Annotated in this window: 20 protein-coding genes, 1 pseudogene and 1 riboswitch; of the genes and pseudogenes, 10 read left to right on the top strand and 11 right to left on the bottom strand. The window is 63.8% G+C overall.

Features of this window, described 5'->3' with window-relative positions; genetic code table 11:
• Positions 1 to 7 precede the first annotated feature (7 nt).
• Together LB554_RS21770 and LB554_RS21765 are read right to left on the bottom strand one after the other, a co-directional pair.
• A complete protein-coding gene (locus LB554_RS21770; protein ID WP_224586905.1) occupies positions 8 to 955 on the bottom strand; it encodes an aldo/keto reductase in 948 nt (315 codons plus the stop codon).
• A 123-nt stretch (positions 956 to 1,078) separates the two neighbouring features.
• Positions 1,079 to 1,600, bottom strand: coding sequence for a gamma-glutamylcyclotransferase (locus tag LB554_RS21765; protein WP_224586903.1), 522 nt, complete (start codon positions 1,598 to 1,600; stop codon positions 1,079 to 1,081).
• 135 nt (positions 1,601 to 1,735) lie between these two features.
• Here LB554_RS21765 and LB554_RS21760 point away from each other — a divergent pair, with 135 nt between their 5' ends.
• Positions 1,736 to 2,734 carry a DUF2125 domain-containing protein gene (locus LB554_RS21760; RefSeq protein ID WP_140662853.1) on the top strand — a complete coding sequence of 333 codons (999 nt, stop codon included), beginning with the start codon at positions 1,736 to 1,738 and terminating at the stop codon, positions 2,732 to 2,734.
• Between the two features lie 3 nt (positions 2,735 to 2,737).
• Positions 2,738 to 3,669 (top strand): annotated as a pseudogene (locus LB554_RS21755) (sugar kinase).
• Here LB554_RS21755 and LB554_RS21750 read toward each other — a convergent pair.
• Both LB554_RS21750 and hisC read right to left on the bottom strand, forming a co-directional pair.
• Positions 3,666 to 4,601, bottom strand: a complete 936-nt coding sequence (locus LB554_RS21750; RefSeq protein ID WP_015315522.1) for a prephenate/arogenate dehydrogenase family protein — start codon at positions 4,599 to 4,601, stop codon at positions 3,666 to 3,668. The pseudogene LB554_RS21755 and the gene LB554_RS21750 overlap by 4 nt on opposite strands.
• A gap of 23 nt (positions 4,602 to 4,624) precedes the next feature.
• On the bottom strand, positions 4,625 to 5,734 hold the full coding sequence (hisC, locus tag LB554_RS21745) for a histidinol-phosphate transaminase (protein WP_015315521.1): 1,110 nt from the start codon (positions 5,732 to 5,734) through the stop codon (positions 4,625 to 4,627).
• A gap of 137 nt (positions 5,735 to 5,871) precedes the next feature.
• A riboswitch (SAM riboswitch) is annotated at positions 5,872 to 5,949 on the top strand.
• 117 nt (positions 5,950 to 6,066) lie between these two features.
• Here hisC and metX point away from each other — a divergent pair.
• The 3 genes from metX to LB554_RS21730 all read left to right on the top strand — a co-directional run bounded on the left by metX (position 6,067) and on the right by LB554_RS21730 (position 9,190).
• Positions 6,067 to 7,236, top strand: a complete 1,170-nt coding sequence (metX, locus tag LB554_RS21740) for a homoserine O-acetyltransferase MetX (RefSeq protein ID WP_015315520.1) — start codon at positions 6,067 to 6,069, stop codon at positions 7,234 to 7,236.
• A gap of 120 nt (positions 7,237 to 7,356) precedes the next feature.
• Positions 7,357 to 7,971, top strand: a complete 615-nt coding sequence (gene metW / locus LB554_RS21735; RefSeq protein ID WP_015315519.1) for a methionine biosynthesis protein MetW — start codon at positions 7,357 to 7,359, stop codon at positions 7,969 to 7,971.
• A gap of 283 nt (positions 7,972 to 8,254) precedes the next feature.
• Complete coding sequence (locus tag LB554_RS21730; RefSeq protein WP_140874962.1) at positions 8,255 to 9,190, top strand: glycosyltransferase family 2 protein; 936 nt, start codon at positions 8,255 to 8,257, stop codon at positions 9,188 to 9,190.
• Positions 9,191 to 9,312: 122 nt separating this feature from the next.
• Here LB554_RS21730 and LB554_RS21725 read toward each other — a convergent pair whose 3' ends face one another.
• The gene (locus tag LB554_RS21725) at positions 9,313 to 11,136 is read right to left on the bottom strand and encodes an ABC transporter ATP-binding protein/permease (RefSeq protein WP_140823978.1); all 1,824 of its coding nucleotides are present in this window, start codon (positions 11,134 to 11,136) and stop codon (positions 9,313 to 9,315) included.
• A 137-nt stretch (positions 11,137 to 11,273) separates the two neighbouring features.
• Positions 11,274 to 12,059: a class I SAM-dependent methyltransferase gene (locus LB554_RS21720; protein WP_015315516.1), complete on the bottom strand. Its 786-nt coding sequence runs from the start codon at positions 12,057 to 12,059 to the stop codon at positions 11,274 to 11,276.
• 189 nt (positions 12,060 to 12,248) lie between these two features.
• Between LB554_RS21720 and gloB the strand changes: the two genes are divergently transcribed.
• Together gloB and LB554_RS21710 are read left to right on the top strand one after the other, a co-directional pair.
• Positions 12,249 to 13,016: a hydroxyacylglutathione hydrolase gene (gene gloB / locus LB554_RS21715; protein WP_224586901.1), complete on the top strand. Its 768-nt coding sequence runs from the start codon at positions 12,249 to 12,251 to the stop codon at positions 13,014 to 13,016.
• 16 nt (positions 13,017 to 13,032) lie between these two features.
• On the top strand, positions 13,033 to 13,461 hold the full coding sequence (locus LB554_RS21710) for a cupin domain-containing protein (RefSeq protein ID WP_140874958.1): 429 nt from the start codon (positions 13,033 to 13,035) through the stop codon (positions 13,459 to 13,461).
• On the opposite strand, the gene LB554_RS21705 is transcribed toward LB554_RS21710, so the two are convergent.
• From LB554_RS21705 to LB554_RS21695, 3 genes are read right to left on the bottom strand one after another with little or no spacing between them, the layout of a single operon-like run.
• Positions 13,458 to 14,132: a lysoplasmalogenase family protein gene (locus LB554_RS21705; RefSeq protein WP_224586899.1), complete on the bottom strand. Its 675-nt coding sequence runs from the start codon at positions 14,130 to 14,132 to the stop codon at positions 13,458 to 13,460. The genes LB554_RS21710 and LB554_RS21705 overlap by 4 nt on opposite strands.
• On the bottom strand, positions 14,129 to 15,061 hold the full coding sequence (locus tag LB554_RS21700) for a DMT family transporter (protein WP_224586898.1): 933 nt from the start codon (positions 15,059 to 15,061) through the stop codon (positions 14,129 to 14,131). The genes LB554_RS21705 and LB554_RS21700 overlap by 4 nt, the downstream gene beginning before the upstream one ends.
• A 43-nt stretch (positions 15,062 to 15,104) precedes the next feature.
• Positions 15,105 to 15,893, bottom strand: a complete 789-nt coding sequence (locus tag LB554_RS21695) for a DUF3108 domain-containing protein (RefSeq protein WP_015315511.1) — start codon at positions 15,891 to 15,893, stop codon at positions 15,105 to 15,107.
• A gap of 257 nt (positions 15,894 to 16,150) precedes the next feature.
• On the opposite strand from LB554_RS21695, the gene rpmB reads away from it, so the two are divergent.
• From rpmB to LB554_RS21680, 3 genes are all read left to right on the top strand, one after another.
• On the top strand, positions 16,151 to 16,447 hold the full coding sequence (gene rpmB, locus LB554_RS21690) for a 50S ribosomal protein L28 (protein ID WP_010911765.1): 297 nt from the start codon (positions 16,151 to 16,153) through the stop codon (positions 16,445 to 16,447).
• Between the two features lie 157 nt (positions 16,448 to 16,604).
• Positions 16,605 to 17,288, top strand: coding sequence for a queuosine precursor transporter (locus LB554_RS21685; RefSeq protein WP_140823982.1), 684 nt, complete (start codon positions 16,605 to 16,607; stop codon positions 17,286 to 17,288).
• A gap of 3 nt (positions 17,289 to 17,291) precedes the next feature.
• Complete coding sequence (locus tag LB554_RS21680; RefSeq protein ID WP_224586895.1) at positions 17,292 to 17,972, top strand: spermidine synthase; 681 nt, start codon at positions 17,292 to 17,294, stop codon at positions 17,970 to 17,972.
• 134 nt (positions 17,973 to 18,106) lie between these two features.
• On the opposite strand, the gene LB554_RS21675 is transcribed toward LB554_RS21680, so the two are convergent.
• The gene (locus tag LB554_RS21675) at positions 18,107 to 19,129 is read right to left on the bottom strand and encodes an esterase-like activity of phytase family protein (RefSeq protein WP_224586894.1); all 1,023 of its coding nucleotides are present in this window, start codon (positions 19,127 to 19,129) and stop codon (positions 18,107 to 18,109) included.
• Entirely contained in the window at positions 19,126 to 21,024 is a 1,899-nt protein-coding gene (gene cobT, locus LB554_RS21670; protein WP_015315507.1) for a cobaltochelatase subunit CobT, read from the bottom strand. The genes LB554_RS21675 and cobT overlap by 4 nt, the downstream gene beginning before the upstream one ends.

Here is a 21,024-nt window from a genome sequence, read left to right as displayed (position 1 = left end):
CGCAACCTCAGGCGCTGGCTTTGTCGAGTTCGGCCATGTCGTCCGCGGACAGCTTCAGCGACGCCGCGCGGATCAGGCTGTCCATCTGCTCAGGCTTGGTCGCGCTGGCGATCGGCGCGGTGATGCCGGGCCGCGCGATAACCCAAGCAAGCGCCACTTCCGCCTGTTTGGCCGAATGCCTGGCCGACACCGCGTCCAGCGCCGCCAGGATGCGCATGCCACGCGCATTGAGGTAGTCTTTCACCCCGCCGCCGCGCTCGCTTTGGCCGAGATCGGCCTCGCTGCGGTACTTGCCGCTGAGAAAGCCCTTGGCCAAGCTGAAATAGGTGATGACGCCGATATTCTCCGCCACGCAGAGATCGCGCAGCGGGCCATCGAAGGAGGAGCGGTCATAGAGATTGTATTCCGGCTGCAGCACCTCATAGCGCGGCAGGCCGCGCAGGCTTGCCACGTCAAGTGCCGCGCGCAACTGGCCGGCGTCGAGGTTGGAACAGCCGGCATAGCGGATCTTGCCCTTGGCGAGCAGTTTCTCATAGGCGCCGAGGGTTTCCTCATAGGGCGTGGTCGGATCCGGCCAGTGCGACAGGTAAAGGTCGATGAATTCGGTCTGCAGCCGCTTCAGCGATGCATCGACAGCCTTTTCGATATAGGCGGCCGACAGGTCCTTGTGGCCCTGCCCCATGTCTGAGCCGACCTTGGTGACCACCACGACCTTGTCGCGATTGCCACGATCCTTCATCCATTTGCCGATGATGGTTTCCGATTCACCGCCCTTGTTGCCGGGAACCCAGCGCGAATAGGCGTCGGCCGTGTCGATGGCATTGAGGCCAGCACCGACAAAGCGATCGAGCAGATCGAAAGAAGTCTTCTCGTCGGCGGTCCAGCCGAAGACATTGCCACCCAGAACCAGCGGCGCGATGGAAAGGTCGGTGCGACCGAGACGGCGTTTCTGCAAGACGGATCTCCGTGGTGATTGGGACCGGGCGGATGCCGCCCGCTGGCTGGGTTCGGAGCCTAACCTAGGTCTTGCCGCATCGAGGTCAAAGGCCTGGCCACCCTTTTCCGCGGAGCCAGCGCTTCACAAAGTCGCTATCCGGTGCGCCACATCCTCCAGCCAGTGGTCGCGAATCTCGAGCGGTTCCAGATGCTTCAGCGTGCTCAGCACATAATCCTCGTTGTCGCCGGATCGGCCGACCGCGCCGCGCACCACGGCCGCCGCATCCGCCGCGTCCAGCGCGCCCGCATATTGCTCATGCTTGCGGTCGACGATGTAGGCCACGGCTTCCACCGTGCCACCGCCGTCGAGGCGAACCTTGAGCATCCGCTCGACATAGACGCTGGTGACGAGTTCGCGCTCGCGCAGATAGGCAATGACCTCGTCGCGCAATTCGCCAGGGACGCGGTACGCAAGGCCGACGCAGGAGCCGCCATGGTCGAGGCCAAGCACCAGTCCGGGCCGCTGGCGCGTGCCGCGATGCACGAAGGAATAGACGCAGAGCGAGCGGCGATAGCCATGCAGGCGGGCGCGTCGTGTCTCGACATGAGCGAAACCCGGCCGCCAGATCAGCGAACCGTAGCCGAACACCCAAAAATCGCCCATATCACCGCGCCTGATTGCAAAAAGAATGGCAGCACCGCACCGGTAACCGGTGTTTTTTCCATCCGTCTCTGTCTACCTAGTGTTCGGAACCTGAGAATCCGTCCACACCATCCATGCGTTAATGAGAGCCAAAGCATGACGTCAAGTGACGAACGCCAACCGGGTAACCGTCGCCGCCTGTGGTGGCTTGCCGCGTTCATCCTCGTGCTGTTCGCCATTTACAGCGCCGGCTGGTTCTATCTGGCCAACAGGGTCCGGTCCGAGGCCGACAAGGCGGTTGCCACGCTCAACAAGAGCGGCATCGAGGCCGGTTGCGCCAACCTCCAGGTCGGTGGCTATCCACTGAGCTTTGCCGTCTCTTGCGACAACCTCGCCTACGAGGACGACGCCAAGAGCATTGCCGCCTCGGCCGGCTCCTTCAACGCCGTCGCCCAGATCGTCCAGCCCTTGTCGCCTGTTGCCAATCTACGCGGTCCGCTCCGGACCTCGGTCCCCGGCATGATGCCGCTCTGGATCGACTGGGACAATCTGCAGGCCAACGTCAAATTGTGGTACCCGCTGCCCCGGCGTGTAGCGCTGCAGGCCGAGGGCCTGTCGGGCCAGACCGACCCGGCCGACGACACCGATCCGGTGGAACTGTTCAGTGCCGGCAAGGCGTCAGGCCAATTGCAGCCCAACAACGGCGATCTCGATTATGTCGGCAGCTTTGGCGATCTCGAGATCGATGCCGACGCGATCGGCGGGCGGGTGTTGCCGGCGCTCGATGCCAGCGGCGACGTGACACTGAAGAACGGCGTGGCGCTGATCGGCACGCAGGTGAAAAGCCTGCGCGGCCAGCGGATCGAAATCCGCAACCTCGATCTGTCGTCCGGCACGGCGCGCGTCACCGTTTCCGGGCCGCTGTCAGTCGATGCCGAGGGTCTCGTCGACGCCGACCTGATGATCAGGATCAAGGATCCCAAGGCGGTGGCATCTATTCTTGCCGGCGCCATACCCGAGCAGAAGAATGCGATCGAGCAGGGTTTTGGCGCCCTGGCGCTGCTTGGCAGCGAACCGTCCATGCCGCTGAAAGTGGTCAAGGGCAAGGCTTCCCTCGGCTTCATTCCGCTGGGCAAGATCAAGCCGGTCAACTAACGGATGGCGGGGCCGGCAAAGCTGCTGAGCGTCGGCGCACTGACGCTTGACACCATTCTTCGTGTCGAATCACTGCCCACGCATCAGGGAAAATTCATCGCCTCGGACGGCATCCAGATCGCCTCGGGCATGGCGACGAGCGCGGCCTGCGCCGCGCATCGCCTGGGTGCCGAGGTGTCGCTATGGGCTAGCGCCGGCGACGATCCGGTCGGCGATCTGCTGATTGCCGGGATAGAGGCCGAGGGCGTCGATTGCAGCCATGTACGCCGCGTCAGCGGCGCCCGCTCGGCACTGGCCTCGATCCTGGTCGATGCGCATGGCGAGCGGATCATCGTGCCTTTCTACGACGCGCGCGCGCAGGCCGATCCCGAGGTTTTGCCGTTCACCGACATAACGGCATTCGACGCCGTACTGGCCGACGTGCGCTGGCCGGGCGCCGCGGCGCTTGCCTTAAGGCGGCGCGCGCCGCCGGCCGCCCAGCCATACTCGATGCCGATACCGCGCCCCTGGCGGTACTGGAGCGATTATTGCCGCTCGCCTCGCACATCGTCGCCTCGGAGCCGGCGGTCCGCATCATATGCGGCCACGCGCTGGATCTGGAGACCGCCTGCACCGATTTGGCGTCCCGCACCGATGCGTTCGTCGCGGTCACCGGCGGCGCGGCGGGTACCTGGTGGTTCGACCGAAGCGCCGGATCATCCCGCCATGTCGAGGCACCGAGGGTCAAGGCGGTCGACACGCTGGCCGCCGGCGATGTCTTTCATGGCGCCTTTGCCGTCGGGCTGGCGGAAGCCATGGCGGTCGAGCACGCACTGCGCTTTGCCAGCGCGGCCGCCGCGCTCAAGTGCCTGCGCTTCGGCGGCCGGCTGGGCGCGCCGGATCGGGCGGAGACGCTCGCCATGATGGCAACCGCCTGGCCGGTTGAAATCACCTAGCTCTTTGCCGGATGCTCGACCGCCTGGCGGCCAAAATCGGGCGCGTCGATATCCTGGCCCGCCTCGATGATCGAGCGGCGCACGGCGCGGGTGCGGGTGAACAGGTCGAAGAGCTTGTCGCCGTCGCCCCAGCGGATGGCGCGCTGCAGGAACGCCAGGTCTTCCGAGAACCGCGCCAACATTTCCAGGATGGCATCCTTGTTGTGCAGGCACACGTCCCGCCACATGGTCGGATCGGAGGCAGCCAGACGCGTGAAATCGCGAAAACCGGAGGCGGAATATTTGATCACTTCCGTCTTGGTCACCGATTCCAGATCGTCGGCGGTGCCGACGATGTTGTAGGCGATGATGTGCGGCAGATGCGAGACGATGGCCAGCGTCATGTCGTGATGCTGCGGGTCCATCGTGTCGATGTTGGCGCCGCAGCGGCGCCAGAATTCCGACAGCCGTTCCAGCGCTTCCGGATCGGTGCCCGGCACCGGCGTGAAGATGCACCAGCGGTTGTCGAACAGGTCGGCAAACCCGGCATCCGGGCCGGATTTTTCGGTGCCCGCCAGCGGATGGCCAGGAATGAAATGGACGCCTTCAGGCACATGCGGCTGCATCTGCGCGATGACCGAGGCCTTGGTCGAGCCGACATCGGTGAGGATCGCCCCCTTTTTCAGCGCCGGCGCGATTTCCTCCGCTACAGCGCCGGATGAGCCGACCGGCACCGAGACAACGACCAGATCGGCATCACGCACCGCGTCCCCGGCATCGATGGTGTAGGAATCGCCAAGGCCCAGTTCCTCGGCTCGCTTGAGCGTTGCCGCACTGCGCGTCGAGATGGCGACATGGCGAGCCAAGCCCTCGCGTCGGATGACGCGGGCCAGAGACGAGCCGATCAGGCCGATACCGACCAGCGCGATCTTTTCGAACATCGGTGATGCCATGGTGTTCCAGCTCTTTAGACGTTCTAGCTTTTCAGGAATGTCGTGAGCGCGGCGACAACGCCGCGATTGGCCTCTTCAGTGCCGACGGTCATGCGAAGCGCGTTGGGAAAGCCGTAACCTGAAACGCGCCGCAGAATATAGCCGCGCGCGCTCAGATAATCGTCAGCCGCCGCCGCGGAATGCTTCTGATCGTCGGGAAAATGAATGAGCAGGAAATTGCCGACGCTCGGCGTCACGCGCAGCCCGAGCCCGGTCATTTCGCCGCTCAGCCAGGTGAGCCAGGTCTCGTTATGCGCCACGCTGCGCTCGACATGGGCACGGTCGCGGATCGCGGCGATGCCAGCCTCGATCGCAGTCGCATTGACGTTGAAGGGGCCGCGTACACGATTGATGGCGTCGACGATATGCAGGGGACCATACATCCAGCCGATGCGCGCGCCGCCGAGCCCGATCTTGGAGAAGGTGCGGGTCATCACCACGTTCTCGGCGCTGCCGGCCAGCTCGATGCCGGCTTCGTAGTCGTTGCGGCGGACATATTCGGCGTAGGCCGCGTCGAGCACCAGGAGCACGTTTCCCGGCAGTCCGGCATGAAGGCGGCGCACCTCCTGGAACGGCACATAGGTGCCGGTCGGGTTGTTGGGATTGGCCAGGAACACGATTTTCGTGCGCGGCGTGACGGCCGCCAGCATCGCGTCGATGTCGGCGCGCTCGTCGGTCTCCTTGACCACGACCGGGGTGGCACCTGCCGACTGGATGTAGATCTTGTAGACCATGAAGGCGTGTTCGGTGAACATAGCCTCGTCGCCGGGCGCGAGATAGGTCTGCGCCAACAGGCCGAGGATCTCGTCCGACCCGTTGGAGCAGATGATGTTTTGCGCGTTGAGGCCATGCACCTCGGCGATAGCCTCGCGCAACCGCTTGGCGCTGCCGTCGGGATAGATGTCGAGTTTGCCGGCGACCTCGCGCGCGGCCTCGATCGCCTTCGGCGAAGGCCCAAGCGGATTCTCGTTCGACGACAGCTTGTAGACCTTGGCCACACCGGCGGCCGCCGAGCTTTTGCCGGGCACATAGGCCTCTATGTCCATGATGCCCGCGCGCGGAGTTGGACGTGCCTGATCCGGTGTCTGGTTCATATCTTGCAAAATCCGTCGAAAACGCCTCCATCCGGAGGCCGCTGCGGAAATACAAGCCATGGCACGCAATGTCGAGAGGTGGCAGTGGTGCCAGCCGCCGCCATTGACGGCGAGGCAGGCGGGTTCTAAAAAGACGATGACAGTTCCGTGGTGATTTGGCCGGTCGGCTTGCAGCCACGTTAAACAATTCGCTAAAGGGCCGTTTGCGTGACGTAACCGGCTTTGCGAAGGCAATGCCGGTTTTTTGTTGTCCGCGACCGGCCGGACGGACGCATCGGCGGCGGAGATCGGCAACGATTTCCACGAGCGCACGGTGCAGCAAGAGAGACGTGATGGCCGCTCTGCGTGCAGGAAAGACCAACAACGAGGCCGACCAACCGTCGAGCCCGGTGTTGCGTTTCGGACCCGACAAGCCGCTCAAGCTCGACGCCGGCACGCTGCTGTCGCCGTTCCAGATCGCCTACCAGACCTATGGCACGCTGAACGATGCCCGCTCCAATGCCATCCTCGTCTGCCACGCGCTGACCGGCGACCAGCATGTCGCCAGCACCAATCCGGTAACCGGCAAGCCCGGTTGGTGGGAAGTGCTGATCGGACCGGGCAGGATCATCGATACCAGCCGTTTCTTCGTCATCTGCTCCAATGTCATCGGCGGCTGCTTGGGTTCCACCGGTCCGGCCTCTACCAACCCGGCCACGGGTAAACCCTATGGCCTCGACCTGCCGGTCATCACCATCCGCGACATGGTGCGCGCGCAGCAGATGCTGATCGACCATTTCGGCATCGAGAAACTGTTCTGCGTGCTCGGCGGCTCGATGGGCGGCATGCAGGTTCTGGAATGGGCGTCGAGCTATCCCGAGCGCGTGTTCTCGGCGCTGCCGATCGCCACCGGGGCGCGCCATTCGTCACAGAACATCGCCTTCCACGAAGTCGGGAGGCAGGCCGTGATGGCGGATCCGGACTGGCATGGCGGCAAATATTTCGAACACGGCAAGCGCCCGGAGAAAGGGCTGGCGGTGGCGCGCATGGCCGCCCACATCACCTATCTGTCCGAAGCCGCCCTGCACCGCAAATTCGGACGCAATTTGCAGGACCGCGAAGCGCTGACCTTCGGCTTCGATGCCGACTTCCAGATCGAGAGCTATCTGCGCCACCAGGGCATGACCTTCGTCGACCGCTTCGATGCCAACTCCTATCTCTACATGACGCGGTCGATGGATTATTTCGACCTCGCCGCCGATCATGGCGGCCGGCTGGCCGACGCCTTCGCCGGCACGAAAACCCGCTTTTGCCTGGTGTCCTTCACATCGGACTGGCTGTTCCCGACAGAAGAGAGCCGCTCCATCGTCCACGCACTCAACGCCGCCGGCGCCTCGGTATCCTTCGTCGAGATCGAGACCGATCGCGGCCACGACGCCTTCCTGCTCGACGAGCCGGAACTGTTTGCCGCCATCAACGGCTTCATCGGCTCGGCCGCGCGCGCCAGGGGGCTCAGCGCATGACCCCGAAAAGTTGCAGACGTTCGGATCAAGGTCATGCGCCAAACAGGACGGCGAAGCCATGACCCCGAAAAGTTGCAGACGTTTCGGACCAAGGTCACGCGCCGTCCACCAGGCGAAGCCATGAGCGTCAACGGCAGCCAACGCGTCGACCTCGAGGTCGTCGCCAACCTCATCCCGCCGCAATCGCGTGTGCTCGACGTCGGCTCGGGCGACGGCTCATTGCTCGAATTGCTGCAGGACACCAAGCAGGTCGACGGTCGCGGACTCGAGCTGTCGCAGCGTGGCGTCAACGAATGCGTGGCGCGCGGTCTCAGTGTCATCCAGGGCGACGCCGACACCGATCTCGAATTCTATCCCGACAAGGGCTTTGACTTCGTTGTCCTGTCGCAGACCCTGCAGGCCACCCGCAACCCGAAGCTGGTGCTCGACGAGCTGCTCAGGATCGGCAACCGGGCAATCGTGTCTTTCCCCAATTTCGGTCACTGGCGGGTGCGCCTGTCGCTGTTCGTCAAGGGCCGCATGCCTGTGACCAGCGACCTGCCCTATTCCTGGTACGACACGCCCAACATCCACTTCTGCACGATCCGAGACTTCGTCAATTTGTGCGAAGAGCTTGGCGCGACAGTGGAGAAGGCGACCGCGCTCGACGCCAACGGCCAGAAGATCGGCCTGTCGATGCCATGGTGGTTCTGGAATTTCTTTGGCCAACAAGCAGTGTTCCTGCTGAAGCGATAATGAAATGGGCGACGCCCGCAGGCGCGACTGCCAATCCTTGAGGGTGGCCGCGCGTCTTTCAGCGGGTGCGAAAGTGTTGCAGTTGAAGCGCCATGAGCTGGAATTCATCATGCCTGGTCGGTCGAACGACGGCACGACGGGGTGACATGGCAGGTTGTTTTTTGTAGCGTCGCACCGAATCCGATGAGGCCCATCCAGGGGGAAGTCCGATCCATTTAGCCATCCCGATGATCAAAGGACCTGGCGCGAAGGGTGTTTACGCGCTGGAGGCGGCCGACGTGATATGATCGGGAAGACCGAACAGGCTCCCCTCATCACGGTGATCACGCCGACTCACAACCGGCGCGAAACGGTGCTCCGCGCCGTCGAAAGCGTGCTTTCCCAGAGCATGCCGCGATTTGAACATATCGTCGTCGACGATGGTTCGACGGACGGGACCGAGGCGGCGCTCGCCCGCATCCATGACCCCCGGCTGATCTATGTCGGCGCGAAGTGGCGCGGCGCCAATGCCGCCAGGAATGCCGGCATCGAGCTAGCCCGGGCGCCCGTGGTGACTTTTCTTGATTCGGACGATCTCTTCCTGCCACACCGGCTCGAACGGACGCTGGCATGGTTCGACGACAATCCAGCGCTCGAAGTCCTGCTCTCCTCATATGTCTCGGTGAAGGGTGGCCGCGGCACCGCCTGCGTCAACCGCGGCGCTTTCCTGAACCCGCCAATGCTGGAGCGGGCGGTGGTTGCGCAGACGGCCTTCATAGCCGGATCGGCTATAACGGCCAGGCGCGAGGCTTTGCTGGCCATCGGCGGCTATGACAGCGACATTCCCCGGATGCAGGACCGCGAGCTTCTGCTGCGCTTCGCACAGCGCTTCGGCGCGCAATTATCGGAAGATATCGACTGGACGAAGCACAATTCGCAGAATTCGATTTCAGGCCGCAGGGACGGCTATGTCGAAGCCTACGCGATCCTGATGAGTAAGCATCCGCACATCGCTCGCTCCTACCCCCATGTCCCTCCCTTTATGATCACGCGGCAGATCATCGCCGATATTCTCCGGGGGCGAATACCACAGGCATTTGCGGGATACATGGCCAACCGCTCTTCTGACGCGCTTGGTTATTCATTGCCGGAACTGATCAACGGTTATCTCCACGGCCGCCGCTGGCGGCGCGACCTCTACGACGAAGTTCGTGGCAAGTTTGGAATTCCACCGGCCTGACCGGCGACAGCTCAGCGATCGAGCACGGCGCGTTGCAGGGCGCATTCCTTCTCGTCCCGCAGCGAGATGCCGACCGCAGGGCCTTGGCGGCCAGGCAACGGGCCGCAACGGGGGAAAAACTGCTACTTCCTGTGGTGGAGGCTTGCCGCGGCTGGCGGCGGCTCGATGGCACCCGCCCTGACGTGGGCAGGTTTCAGCGCGGGCGCGTCGGAATCCTTAACGATCGTCAGGGAACGCGGGAAGAACTGATTGTTGTGCTGGCCGCGCCCGATGTTGATGATCGCGGCGCCGGGCAGGCGCTTCTCCAGCAGCGACAGCACGCGCCGCAGCGAGGGTCCGTCGAACGCATCCATGGCTTCGTCGATGATCACCCATTTTGGCTGTCGCAAGGCGAGCCTGGCCACGCCCAGCAATCGCTGTTCGTCATCGCCCAACTCATGGTCCCAGCGTCCGACGCGGTCGAGCGACGACGACAGCCGTCCAAGACCGACCTCGGCAAGCACCGCTGAAATGTCGGCGTCGTTCGCCGGCGCATGCCCGTTCGGGTGATTGAGGACCTCGCGCAGCGTGCCGGCCGGCAAATAGGGCACACGCGGCACGAAGATGATGGTTTCCCCCGCCGGCAGGCCGATCCGCCCGCTGCCCCACGGCCACAGCCCGGCAATGGCGCGGAAGAACAGCGTCTTGCCGGCGCCCGGTTCACCGGTGATCATGACGCGCTCGCCGGCATGGATTTCGACATGCTGGTCGGCGAGCTTGGTGCATCCGTCCGGCGATGCCACCTGAAGCTTCTCGAACGTCAGGTTGCCATTGGCGTTGTCGGCGAATTCGATGCGCTTCTCCTTGTCGTGCAGCACATCGGTTTCATCGAGCGCGATGCGGAAGTCGGCGACACGCATCAGCGTGGCGCGCCAGTCGGCAATGCTGCCGATGTTGTTGATGAACCAACGCAGGGAGGAGTGGACCTGGTTGAAGGCCCCGACCGCCATCATCAGCCCGCCAAAGCTGATATCCCCCGAGAAATAGACCGGCGAGGCGACCAGGATCGGCGCCACGACCGTGATCCAGCCATAGGTATCGGTTACCCAGGACAGATTGATCTGGGCGGTGTAGATGCGCCGCATGGCGCCCAGCACCGTGCCGAGGTCGAGTTGCAGCCGTCGCTTGGCGTCATCCTCCCCACGGTACAGCGCGATGGCATCGACATTCTCGTTGACGCGCACCATCGAGGAGCGCAGCTCCGCTTCGCGCGTATAGCGGTCGCTGTTGAGGCTGATGAGCGGCCGCCCGACCAGCCAGCTCAGCCACGAGGCGGTACCGGCATAGAGGAACGCGGCCCAAACCATGTAGCCCGGTATCGCCAGCGACCAGCCGTTGACGTGGAAGACGAAGCCCGAAGACAGTTCCCACAGCACACCGACAAAGGACACGAGCAGGATGAACGACTGCAGCAGGCCGACACCAAGATCCGTCGACAGGTCCGAGAGATGCGCGGCATCCTGTTGCATGCGCTGGTCGGGATTGACGCCAATGGCGCCGGCATTGGCCAGCCGGAAGGCGCGCGCCGGCCGCATCCATTGGTCGATCAGGTCCAGCGTCAGCGCCTCGCGCAACTTCAGCCGGATCATCTGGTTGAGCCAGGTCTGGCCGATATTGAGCACCAGCAGTCCGCCCGCGATCATCGCAAAGACCATCAGCTGATGCAGGAAGGCCGCCATGTCGCGGCGCGCGAGGGCATCGTAGAAAGGCTGGTTCCAGCGGTTGAGCAAGACCTGGCCGATCGACGTCGCGATAATGACGCCCATGATGCCGAGCGACGTCCACAGCAACCACTTGCGAACCGGTGATCCGATCAGCGCCCGCTTGATCGTCACCACCTGATCGCGCAGGCTGCTGGCGACGGCGACCGGCTGAATGGTGGCCTGATTGTCCAATTGATCAGCCATGGCCGAGGTCCTTGCGTTCAGTAGCGAAGCTGAAACCGGATGAAGGGAGCCGACGGCGGCAGCCCCTCAACCACTCCGCGAGCCCAGCACGACAGATAGGTCGGAAAGACGCGGCGCGATGCAAGTTTCCATCGCGATCACGAAGGTGTCACTTGCCGGGGCGATGCCACACCCCTTGCCTCGGCCCGCCGGCCGAGCCGTGTCGCGCCATGCGGCGACAGCACCGGCACGAAGACGCGGCGGGACGCACGCTGGGCCACCGGCACGCCTTGATAGAGCCGTTTCTGCGCTTCGACGACAATGACGCCGGAAAAGATCGGCCACAGCCTCCGGCCGGCGCGCTCCAGCACATTGTGGAAGCGCATCATGAAACGCCGCCGCGATGGCGGGAAGAACAGCGCATCCGACCAGGCGGCGGGCGTGAAATTCGCCTCACGCAGCAATTCGGTGAGCTGCCCGCGTGAGAAGGGCCGCCCATTGCCGAACGGCGTATGTTCGAAGCGCGCCCAGACACCGCGCCGGTTTGGCACGACGATGACGACGCGCCCGGCCGGCGACAGCACCCGCCAGATCTCGTTCAGCGTTTCACGCGGGTTTTCGACGTGTTCGAGCGAATGGACGAGCAGCATGCGGTCGATGCAGGAATCGACCAGTGGCAGTTCCTCGTCGAACACCAGGGCCGTCGCCGTTGGCCCGGCCGCCGGCCAGACCACGGCGCCCTGGGTCGCCGGCATGAAGGCGAAGACCCGCTCGGCGTCGGTGCCGAAGCGTTCCAGCCAGGGCAAGGTATAGCCCAGGCCGACCAGCCGCTCATTGGGCACCGCGGCCCATATCGACGACAGCGCCATGGTGATCGAGCGCTCGGCGAACCGGCCGAGCGTTGTCGAATAGAAGGAACGAAGGTCGACGATGTCGGAATGCATGTCAGGGATGTAGCCGTGATGTCAGCCGGATTCAACAAAAGGCCAAAGCGGCCGGCACGGCGGATGTCAATTTGACATCCCAGGATAACATTCGCTTTGCTTGTCAACCGGGATGACATTCGCTTTCTCATCCGGGATGACATTCACGCAGCGGCGCCCTATGTCTGCGGCGGCAAATGGAGAAATGCGATGCCGGTCGAAATCGAACAGTTCATGTGCCGCACCGACAATTTCGGCGTGCTGGTGCATGACCCCGAAAGCGGCCAGACCGCGATTATCGACGCGCCCGAGGAAGCGCCGATCCTGGCCGCGATCAAGCGCACCGGCTGGACGCCGACGATGATCCTGACCACGCATCATCATATGGATCACGTCGAGGCCAATCTGGCGCTCAAGGAGCGCTTCAAGCTGCGCATCGTCGGCCCGGAGGCGGAAAAGGCCAAGATCCCCGGCATCGATGAAACCGTCGAAGAAGGCTCCGTCCTGCATCTCGGCCATGAGCGCATCGAAGTGATCGCCACGCCCGGGCATACCGCTGGCCATGTCTCCTACCATCTGCCGTTGTCGAAAGTGGCGTTCACCGCGGATACGTTGTTTGCGCTGGGTTGTGGACGGCTGTTCGAATGCAAGCCGCCGGTGATGTACGAATCGCTGCGGAAGCTCGCGGCCCTTCCCGCCGAGACGACAATCTATTGCGGCCACGAATACACGCTCGCCAATGCCCGTTTCGCGCTGAGCGTCGACCCCACCAATTCGGCGTTGAAGGAGCGCGCCGCGCGGATCGAGGCGCTGCGGGTCGACAACAAGCCGACGCTGCCGACGAGGATCGGCGAGGAACTGTCGACCAATCCCTTCCTGCGCTGGCACGATCCGGCAATCCGCAAGCATCTTGGCATGGAAAAGGCCGGGGATGCCGAGGTCTTCGCCGAGATCCGCAAGCGCAAGGACAATTTCTGATGCCAGCTTTCTGCCGATGACCAGTTCCGCGGAAATCATCGCAACACTCGCCCTGAAGCCGCATCCGGAAGGCGGCTGGTACGCGGAAACCTTTCGCGACGAAGCCGGCGGTGCGCGCGGCCATTCGACCGCCATCTATTTCCTGCTGGAACAGCATCAGGTTTCGGCCTGGCATCGGGTCAGGGACGCCGCCGAGCTTTGGCACTTTTATGCCGGCGCGCCTCTGGCGCTGTCGATGTGGGAAGAAAGCGGCGCCATTATCGAGCAGGTGCTCGGCATCGAGCTCGCGGCGGGTGAACGGCCGCAGATCGTCGTGCCGGCGGGCTGGTGGCAATCGGCGCGTACACTGGGCGAATGGACGCTGGTCGGCTGCACGGTGGCGCCGGGTTTTGATTTCGCCGCCTTCGAACTGGCCGAGCCGGGCTGGCAGCCGAAGCCGATTTAGCCCAGCAGGAATCCCAGCGTGATCGCCAGTTGGGCGGCGTAGTACAGAACCCACACGGTGAAACGCATCCAGGCGCGATGCTGCGAGACGGCGGCCACTAAAAATTTCTCCATGGCGAGCAGCCCGTCCGATGCCATGAACAGCACGGCGCCACCGATCACCCAGACATTGCTTGTCGTTAGCGCCGACATGCCCATCGCCAGGATCGCCACGACATAGACGGCAATCGGTATATGTAAGCCGGGACCAACGCGGGGCCAAAGCGCCGCCAGCATGACGATCGCGAACACCGCCATGGCCAGCGCGATCGCGCTGCGCCAGGGCTCGGCGCCAAGCAACTCCAATCCGGCACCGCTGCGCAGCAACAACGCGACATAGACGATGTGGGCGACGAGAAAACTGGCCAGTCCACCCAGAAAGGCTTTTTCGCCGTCGCGCGACAAGAAGGCATCGCCAATGGCGCTCAGCGCAAGGGCGGCGACCAGCAGCAGCGGCCCGCTTTGTATTGCGGCGAGTACGGCGAGCATCGCAACGGCAATTGTCTTTGCCGCCGAGCGGGCCAGCGTCGGCGGCATGCCAAGCGTGAAGGCATAGATCACCGCCGCCACCAGCGAAAAGATCAGCGTCGCATTGGCGTTGGCGTCGATGCCCCCAGCAAACGGCATCGTCATGCCCTGGCTTCGCCTTCGGATGCCCTGGCTCCGTCTTCGGATGCCCTGACTCCGCTCTCCGTGGCCGGCTTGCGCAGGAACAGCGATTTTGCCGCTAGCGCCGCGCCGCCGGTGATGAGCACACAGGCGGCCAGAATGCGCAGCGACGGTTCGGCGACGCCGGCCGCGATCAGCACCAGCGTCGACAGCAGCGGCGCCGCGTAACTCGCGGCACCCAGCACCTGGATGTTGCCGCGCTTGACACCGATGTCCCAGGCATAGAAGGCCGCGCCCACCGGCATCAGGCCGAGCCCGAGCACGGCCAGCCACTGGCCGGCGCCGTCAGGCAGAACCGTTTGTTCCAGCGCCAGGTGGCAGACGAGCGACAGCACGGCGGTTGCCGCGCAGAACCAGGTGACGATGCTGGTCGGCACCGACGGGAAACGTCGAGACAGCAAGGAATAGGACGACCATAGCAGGGCGCAGACGGCGGCCATGGCGTAACCGAAGGCGTAGCGCGCATCGAAAGCCAGGCCGCCGCCCTTGGTGACGATCAGCACGGTGCCGGCAAGGCCGAGCAGCGCGCCGACGACATGGTTCCAGGCCAGCTTCTCGCCCGGCATCAGCGCCGAGCCCAGCACGATCAGCAACGGCCAGAGATAGGCAATCAGGCTCGCCTCGACCGCCGGCGCGTTGCGCAGCGCGGTGAAGTAGAAGAAGTGGTAGCCGAAGAGGCCGGCAATGCCGATCACCCAGACCTGAGGAGGGATCTTTTGGCTCCTGTCGGTGGCCGGCATGAACAGTCGCGCGACAAACCCTACGCCTGTGCCGATCGAGAAGGTGATGGCCGACAACAGGAATGGCGGCACCTTGCCGGACGCATCCGTCAGCAACGCCAGCAATGCCCACATGGCGACCGCCGAAAAGCCGATCAGTGTTGCGCGCCTCATTTTGTCTCCAGTGGCGCGCCCGTTCTGTCCCCGGTGGCGTGCCTTATTGTACCGCTTCGAACCGTCTGGCGCTGATGGTCAAGGTGCCGATCTGCGTTCCGACCGTGGCGTGGATCGGCGCATATACGCCGGTTTGGCCGAGCGGTGCAAACGTCACCATCATGCGGCTTTTGTTCTTGAGATAATTGAGCGCCTTGCGGCCCTTGCGATAACCCGCCACCGGCTCGAAACCCATCTGGCAGGTGACGGTGTCGCCCTTGTAGCCCGGCACCGAGATCGTTCCTTTCGAGGCGTAGGTCAGCGTCAGGTCGGCGCGCATCTCACCATCGTAGAACTTGACCTTGCGGCCACAGACCTGGTCGAGGCTGTCGGCATGGATGACGGTCGCCGCCATCGGATCGAGCACCGATGCCAGGTCGCCGGCGCCGAGTGGCACCCAGGCCTTGGGATCGCGCTTGCCCGGAGCGGGGATAACCCGCGTCGAGGTCACGTTGCCATTGCTAAAGCGAATGTCGATCGAAGACGCCTTCTTGCCGGAAGTGTAGTCGGCCCGAAACGCCTGCGGCACCATTTTCTGGCCCGAAATCGTGCCTTTTGACGAGATCGTGCCCCGCGTGTCGTCGAACAGCTTGGCCAGACCCGCCGCCGAGACACTGCCTTCGATCGCGTAGGCACCGTTCTCATAATGGCTGGAAAAGGTCGATCTGGCGATCGAGAGACCAAGGAACGACACCGTGTATTCGCCCTTGAACGACTGCGGCGAGGCAGCGGACGCAGCGGTCGGCAAGGCGATGACAAGCGCGGCAACAAGCGCGTGAGACGAACGAGGCATGGCGGGATCGGATCCTTGGTTTCGGCCGGAGGCGGGCGTCTCCGGTCTGGCGTGTCCCTATGAGACCGCTTATACGGTGAAATCCGGCCTTAATATGAAAAGCCGGGCGCTTCCGTGCGGAAGCCGGAGCTTGACGACCCGGTGAAATGCAACTATGGAACGCCAACTTTTCCATAAGGCCGCCTGACCAGAACCGCGCGCCACCCGGCGCGGGTACAAAGGTTTGGCAGGCCCCGAGAGAACTGAAGGTTAGAACCATGTCCCGCACCTGCGAACTCACTGCCAAGGCAGTCCAGACCGGCAACAATGTGAGCCACGCCAACAACAAGACCAAGCGTCGCTTCCTGCCGAACCTCGTCAATGTGACGCTCATTTCGGAAGCGCTGAACCAGAATGTACGCCTGCGCATCTCGGCCAACGCGCTGCGTTCGGTCGAACATCGCGGCGGCCTCGATGCCTTCCTGGCCAAGGCCGACGTCAAGGAACTGTCGCAGCGCGCGCGTCTCTTGAAGAAGCAGATCGCCAAGAAGCTTGCCGAGCAGGTCGCTGCGTAACATCCAGATAAAGGCGGGGGACGACCGCCTGGCCAACCTCCTTGCTGGCCGCTGAGCATCGGATAGATCCGCAAGGTTCGACACTCCGATGCTCAATTACGAAGCGAGCGCTGCCTCGGCATGATGCTCCGCTGGTTCCATTACCCAGGATAAAAAAATGTCTTCTTTTTCGCGGTACCTGCCTTTCGTGGCTGCCATGGCGCTTGTCGTCGTGGCATCGAACATCCTCGTGCAGTTTCCCATGCAGGGAAACGTCGGCGGCCTGTCGCTCGCCGACGTTTTGACCTGGGGCGCTTTCACCTATCCCTTCTCTTTCCTGGTCACGGACCTCGCCAACCGCCGTTACGGGCCTGCCGTGGCGCGCCGGATCGTCTTTGTCGGCTTCATGACGGCGGTGGTCTGCTCGATCCTCGTCCCGCCCTTCCTGTTCCGCCATGGCCTGATCGAATTCGAGACATCAGCCGACCGGCTGGTGCGCATCGCGGCGGCTTCCGGAGCGGCGTTCCTGTCCGCACAATTGCTCGATGTGACCGTGTTCAACCGTTTGCGCCGGCAGAGCTGGTGGCGGGCGCCGATCGTCGGCACGCTGGTCGGATCGGTGTTCGACACCCTCGTGTTCTTCGGCGTCGCCTTTTCAGCCGCCTTTGCCTTCGTCGGCCCAAGCGACGGGTTTGCGCTGGAGAGCGCCCCATTGATGGGCGTGTTTCATGTCGACGCCATGCGCTGGGTGTCCTGGGCGCTCGGCGACCTCAGCGTGAAACTGATCATCGCTGTCGTGGCTCTGATCCCTTACCGGCTTCTCGCCGCCCGCTGGAGCCAGCCGGCCGTTGCCGCGGCCTAAGTCGTGATTCCCTGGATCCAGCTGCACTCCGCGAAAACGCCTGATGGCCAGCAGGAACTGCGGCTGAAACAGCGCGGTTCTGAATTCTCGATCATGCTCGGTACCAACGAGCTGATGAACAGCCGGCTGAGCGGCTCCGAGGAAGCGCTGGCAAAACTGTCCTGCCAGCGGATTGCGGGTCATCGTCGGCCGAGAATCCTGATCGGCGGGCTCGGCATGGGTTTTACGCTGCGCGCTGCCCTCGCCGAATTGGGCGACAATGCCGAGATCGTCGTCGCGGAGCTGGTGCCGGCCGTCGTCGCCTGGGCGCGCGGCCCGATGGCCGAGATTTTTGCCGGCTCGCTCGATGATCCCCGCGTCACCATCCACGAAACCGATGTCGGTCAGCTCGTACGGTCCGCACCCATTGCCTGGGACGCGATCCTGCTCGACGTCGACAATGGCCCCGAAGGCATCGTCCACAAGGGCAATGACGCGCTCTACAGCGTGGCTGGCCTCGCCGCCGCACGCACCGCCCTAAGACCGGGCGGCGTCCTGGCCGTATGGTCGCAAGGGCCGGATGCCGGCTTCACGCGGCGGTTGAAACAGGCAGGTTTCGCTGTCGAGGAAGTCAACACGCGCGCCAACGGCAAGCGCGGCGCGCGCCATGTCATCTGGATCGCCACCAACAGCTCGCGGTCCTGACCAGAGCAGCAGCGGTGTTTGGACCTGTCTGGACTTCTGGAGCTCCGCGCAACCGTTGGCTTGTCAGGGCAGGATTCTCGGAAATGGCCGACGCATAAAAAAATCGCCAATGAGCGTCGCGAAGGGGCTGCCCCTCAATCCTGGTGCAGAATGAATTCCAGATAGAGATTGCGCTGCAGGATCGAGTGGTTGTCGTCGGAGATCAGCGACACCATCAACGCGCCGTCATCCCGGCTCCAGACATCGAGCCCTTCCATATTGTCGATCTGGTAGCCCATGTCGGCTTGCAGCAGCACCGGCCCGTAGGCGACGGCGCCCTTCTCGACGCTCTCTCCATAAATGCGCCGCAGCCGCATCTTGAGGCCGCCCGCCATGGTGAAACTGCGCTCCAGCAGCAAGAGGTCGCCATCCGGCAGGAAGGCGCCGTCGGTGATGTCGAAATCGTCGTTGCGCTTGACAGTGAAGACGCCCCTATGCGGGCCTTCGATAATGGCGGCGTAGATGTTGCCTGATTTGTCGAGGCTCTTCTCCGAGACCACGACCAGGCCGCCTTCATGCTGACCATTGGCATTTGAATGGGTGACTGTCTCGAAGCCGCGGTTCTGCCGCAGCTCCCACGCCGGCACCAGGAAATCCAGCTGCCTGAATGGCGCCTTCATGTTGTCCGGGTCGATCCTGAACTGGGAGACGCGGTGGTTGCGCTCGAAACCGACGGTGGCAATACCGTCCTTGACCGCGAGGCCTTCGGCGTCGAGTTCCCATTTTTCGTCGATCGGCCGGCCGCTCTGGTTGGCCATCTGCTGCATGCGAAAATTCTGGATGCCGAGGGGGCGCCTGTCGGCGTCGCGGGCCACCGAACCGAAGAACCAGTAACCGGTGTCGGCAACACCGATGAAATCGCTGCCGGCTTTCAGAAACCGAAAGGCCGACAACGCGCCGAAATCGCGTGATGGCGAGGTCATTTCCAGCCCACCGACGAATTCGAGCGGACCGAATTGCTTGTCGGCGCGGCCAATGTGGAATTCGGTGATCGGGCGTGCCGAGACGGCGACAGGTTCAACTGGAGCCGAGCCGGCCGAACCTGCCGGAGCCACACCGGCGAGCAGGACGATGGCGGCGAAAAGCGTTTGCCTAAACCCGCCTCGCGAAAAGATCATCCGGCGCGCCGCATGCCGCCGCGACGCGTATCCTTCGCGCTTTCCTCGGCAAACAGCGAAGCCAGCTGCTCGGTCATGGCGCCGGCCAGTTCCTCGGCATCGACGATGGTGACGGCGCGCCTGTAGTAGCGCGTGACGTCATGGCCTATGCCGATGGCCAGCAGCTCGACCGGTGAGCGCGTCTCGATCAATTCGATGACGGCGCGCAGATGCCGCTCGAGATAATTGCCCGGATTGACCGACAGCGTGGAATCGTCGACCGGCGCGCCGTCCGAGATCATCATCAGGATCTTGCGCTGTTCGGGCCGGGCAATCAGCCGGTTGTGGGCCCACAGCAGCGCCTCGCCGTCGATATTCTCCTTGAGCAGGCCTTCACGCATCATCAGGCCAAGGTTGCGGCGTGCCCGCCGCCATGGATGATCGGCGGATTTGTAGATGATATGACGCAGATCGTTGAGGCGGCCGGGGTTCGGCGGCTTGCCGTCCTTCAGCCACTTCTCGCGCGCCTGTCCGCCCTTCCAGGCCCGCGTGGTGAAGCCGAGGATCTCGACCGAGACGCCGCAGCGCTCCAGCGTGCGCGCCAGAATGTCGGCACAGGTGGCGGCGACCGTGATCGGCCGGCCACGCATCGAGCCGGAATTGTCGAGCACCAGCGTCACCACCGTGTCGCGGAACTTGGTGTCGCGCTCCTGCTTGAACGACAACGGCTGCATCGGATCGATGACGACGCGCACCAGCCGCGCCGGGTCGAGATAGCCCTCTTCCAGGTCGAAATCCCAGGACCGGTTCTGCTGCGCCATCAGCCGGCGCTGCAGCCGGTTGGCGAGCCGTCCGACCACGCCCGACAGATTGGCAAGTTGCTTGTCGAGGAAAGCGCGCAGCCGGTCGAGTTCTTCCTCTTCGCAGAGCTCCTCCGCGCCGACCGTCTCGTCGAAAGCTGACGTGTAAACCTTGTAGTCGATTTCCTTCGGCAGATTGGTGAAGGGATTGTCGTTGCGGCGCGCCTCGCCGGGCGTCTCGGCATCGGCATCGTCATCGTCGGACAGATCGTCGGCCGTTGCATCGGAGGCTTCCGTCTCCGCCGATTGCTCGTCGTCGGCCGATGCCTCGGCGTCCTCGGACTGGGACTGCTCGGAGCCGGAATCGTCTTCGCCGCCCTCCTCGCTCTGTTCCTCGCCTTGCGGCTGGTTGTCGTCATTGTCCTCGGAATCCTCGGTCTCCTGGTCGTCGCCGAGTTCCTCGGCCATTTCCATGGAGGCAAGCATCTCGCGCACGACGCGGGCGAAGGCCTGCTGGTCCTCGAGCTTTTCCGACAGGCCGTCGAGGTCGGCCTTGGCCTTCTCCTCGACCCAGGGCCGCCAGAGTTCGACCAACCGCTCGCCGCTCTTCGGCACCGGCCGGCCAGTCAGCTTTTCGCGCACCATCAGCGCCAGCGCCTCCTCGATGGGCGCGTCGGCCTTGTCCTTGACGTCGACGAGGTTGGCCTTGGTGTATTTGTCCTCCAGCATCGAGCCGATATTATCGGCGACGCCCTGCATGGCGCGGCTGCCGATCGCCTCGACGCGGGCCTGTTCGACCGCGTCGTAGATGGCACGGGCGGCCTTGCCTTCCGGCGCCAGTCTGCTGTGGATGCGCACATCATGGCAGGCGCGCTTCAACGCCATGGAATCGCCGAGCCCGCGGGTAATCGCGATGTCGGACTTCGATGCCTTCTTGGGCAGTTCGGGCAGCCGCGCACGGCTGCCCGCCAGCGCCGGCCTGTCCTTGGCGAAGCCGACTTCCATTTCCTTGTCGCCGGCAATGGCGCGCATGCAGACGGTGACGGCGCGCTTGAAGCTGTCGGCTTCAGACCCCGTCTTGGACTTGTTGCGCGTATTGTCGCCCGGACCCGCCAT

This window comes from Mesorhizobium sp. CO1-1-11 (assembly GCF_020164995.1).
Lineage (GTDB): Bacteria > Pseudomonadota > Alphaproteobacteria > Rhizobiales > Rhizobiaceae > Mesorhizobium > Mesorhizobium australicum.
This window is presented reverse-complemented; position numbering and strand designations above follow the sequence as displayed.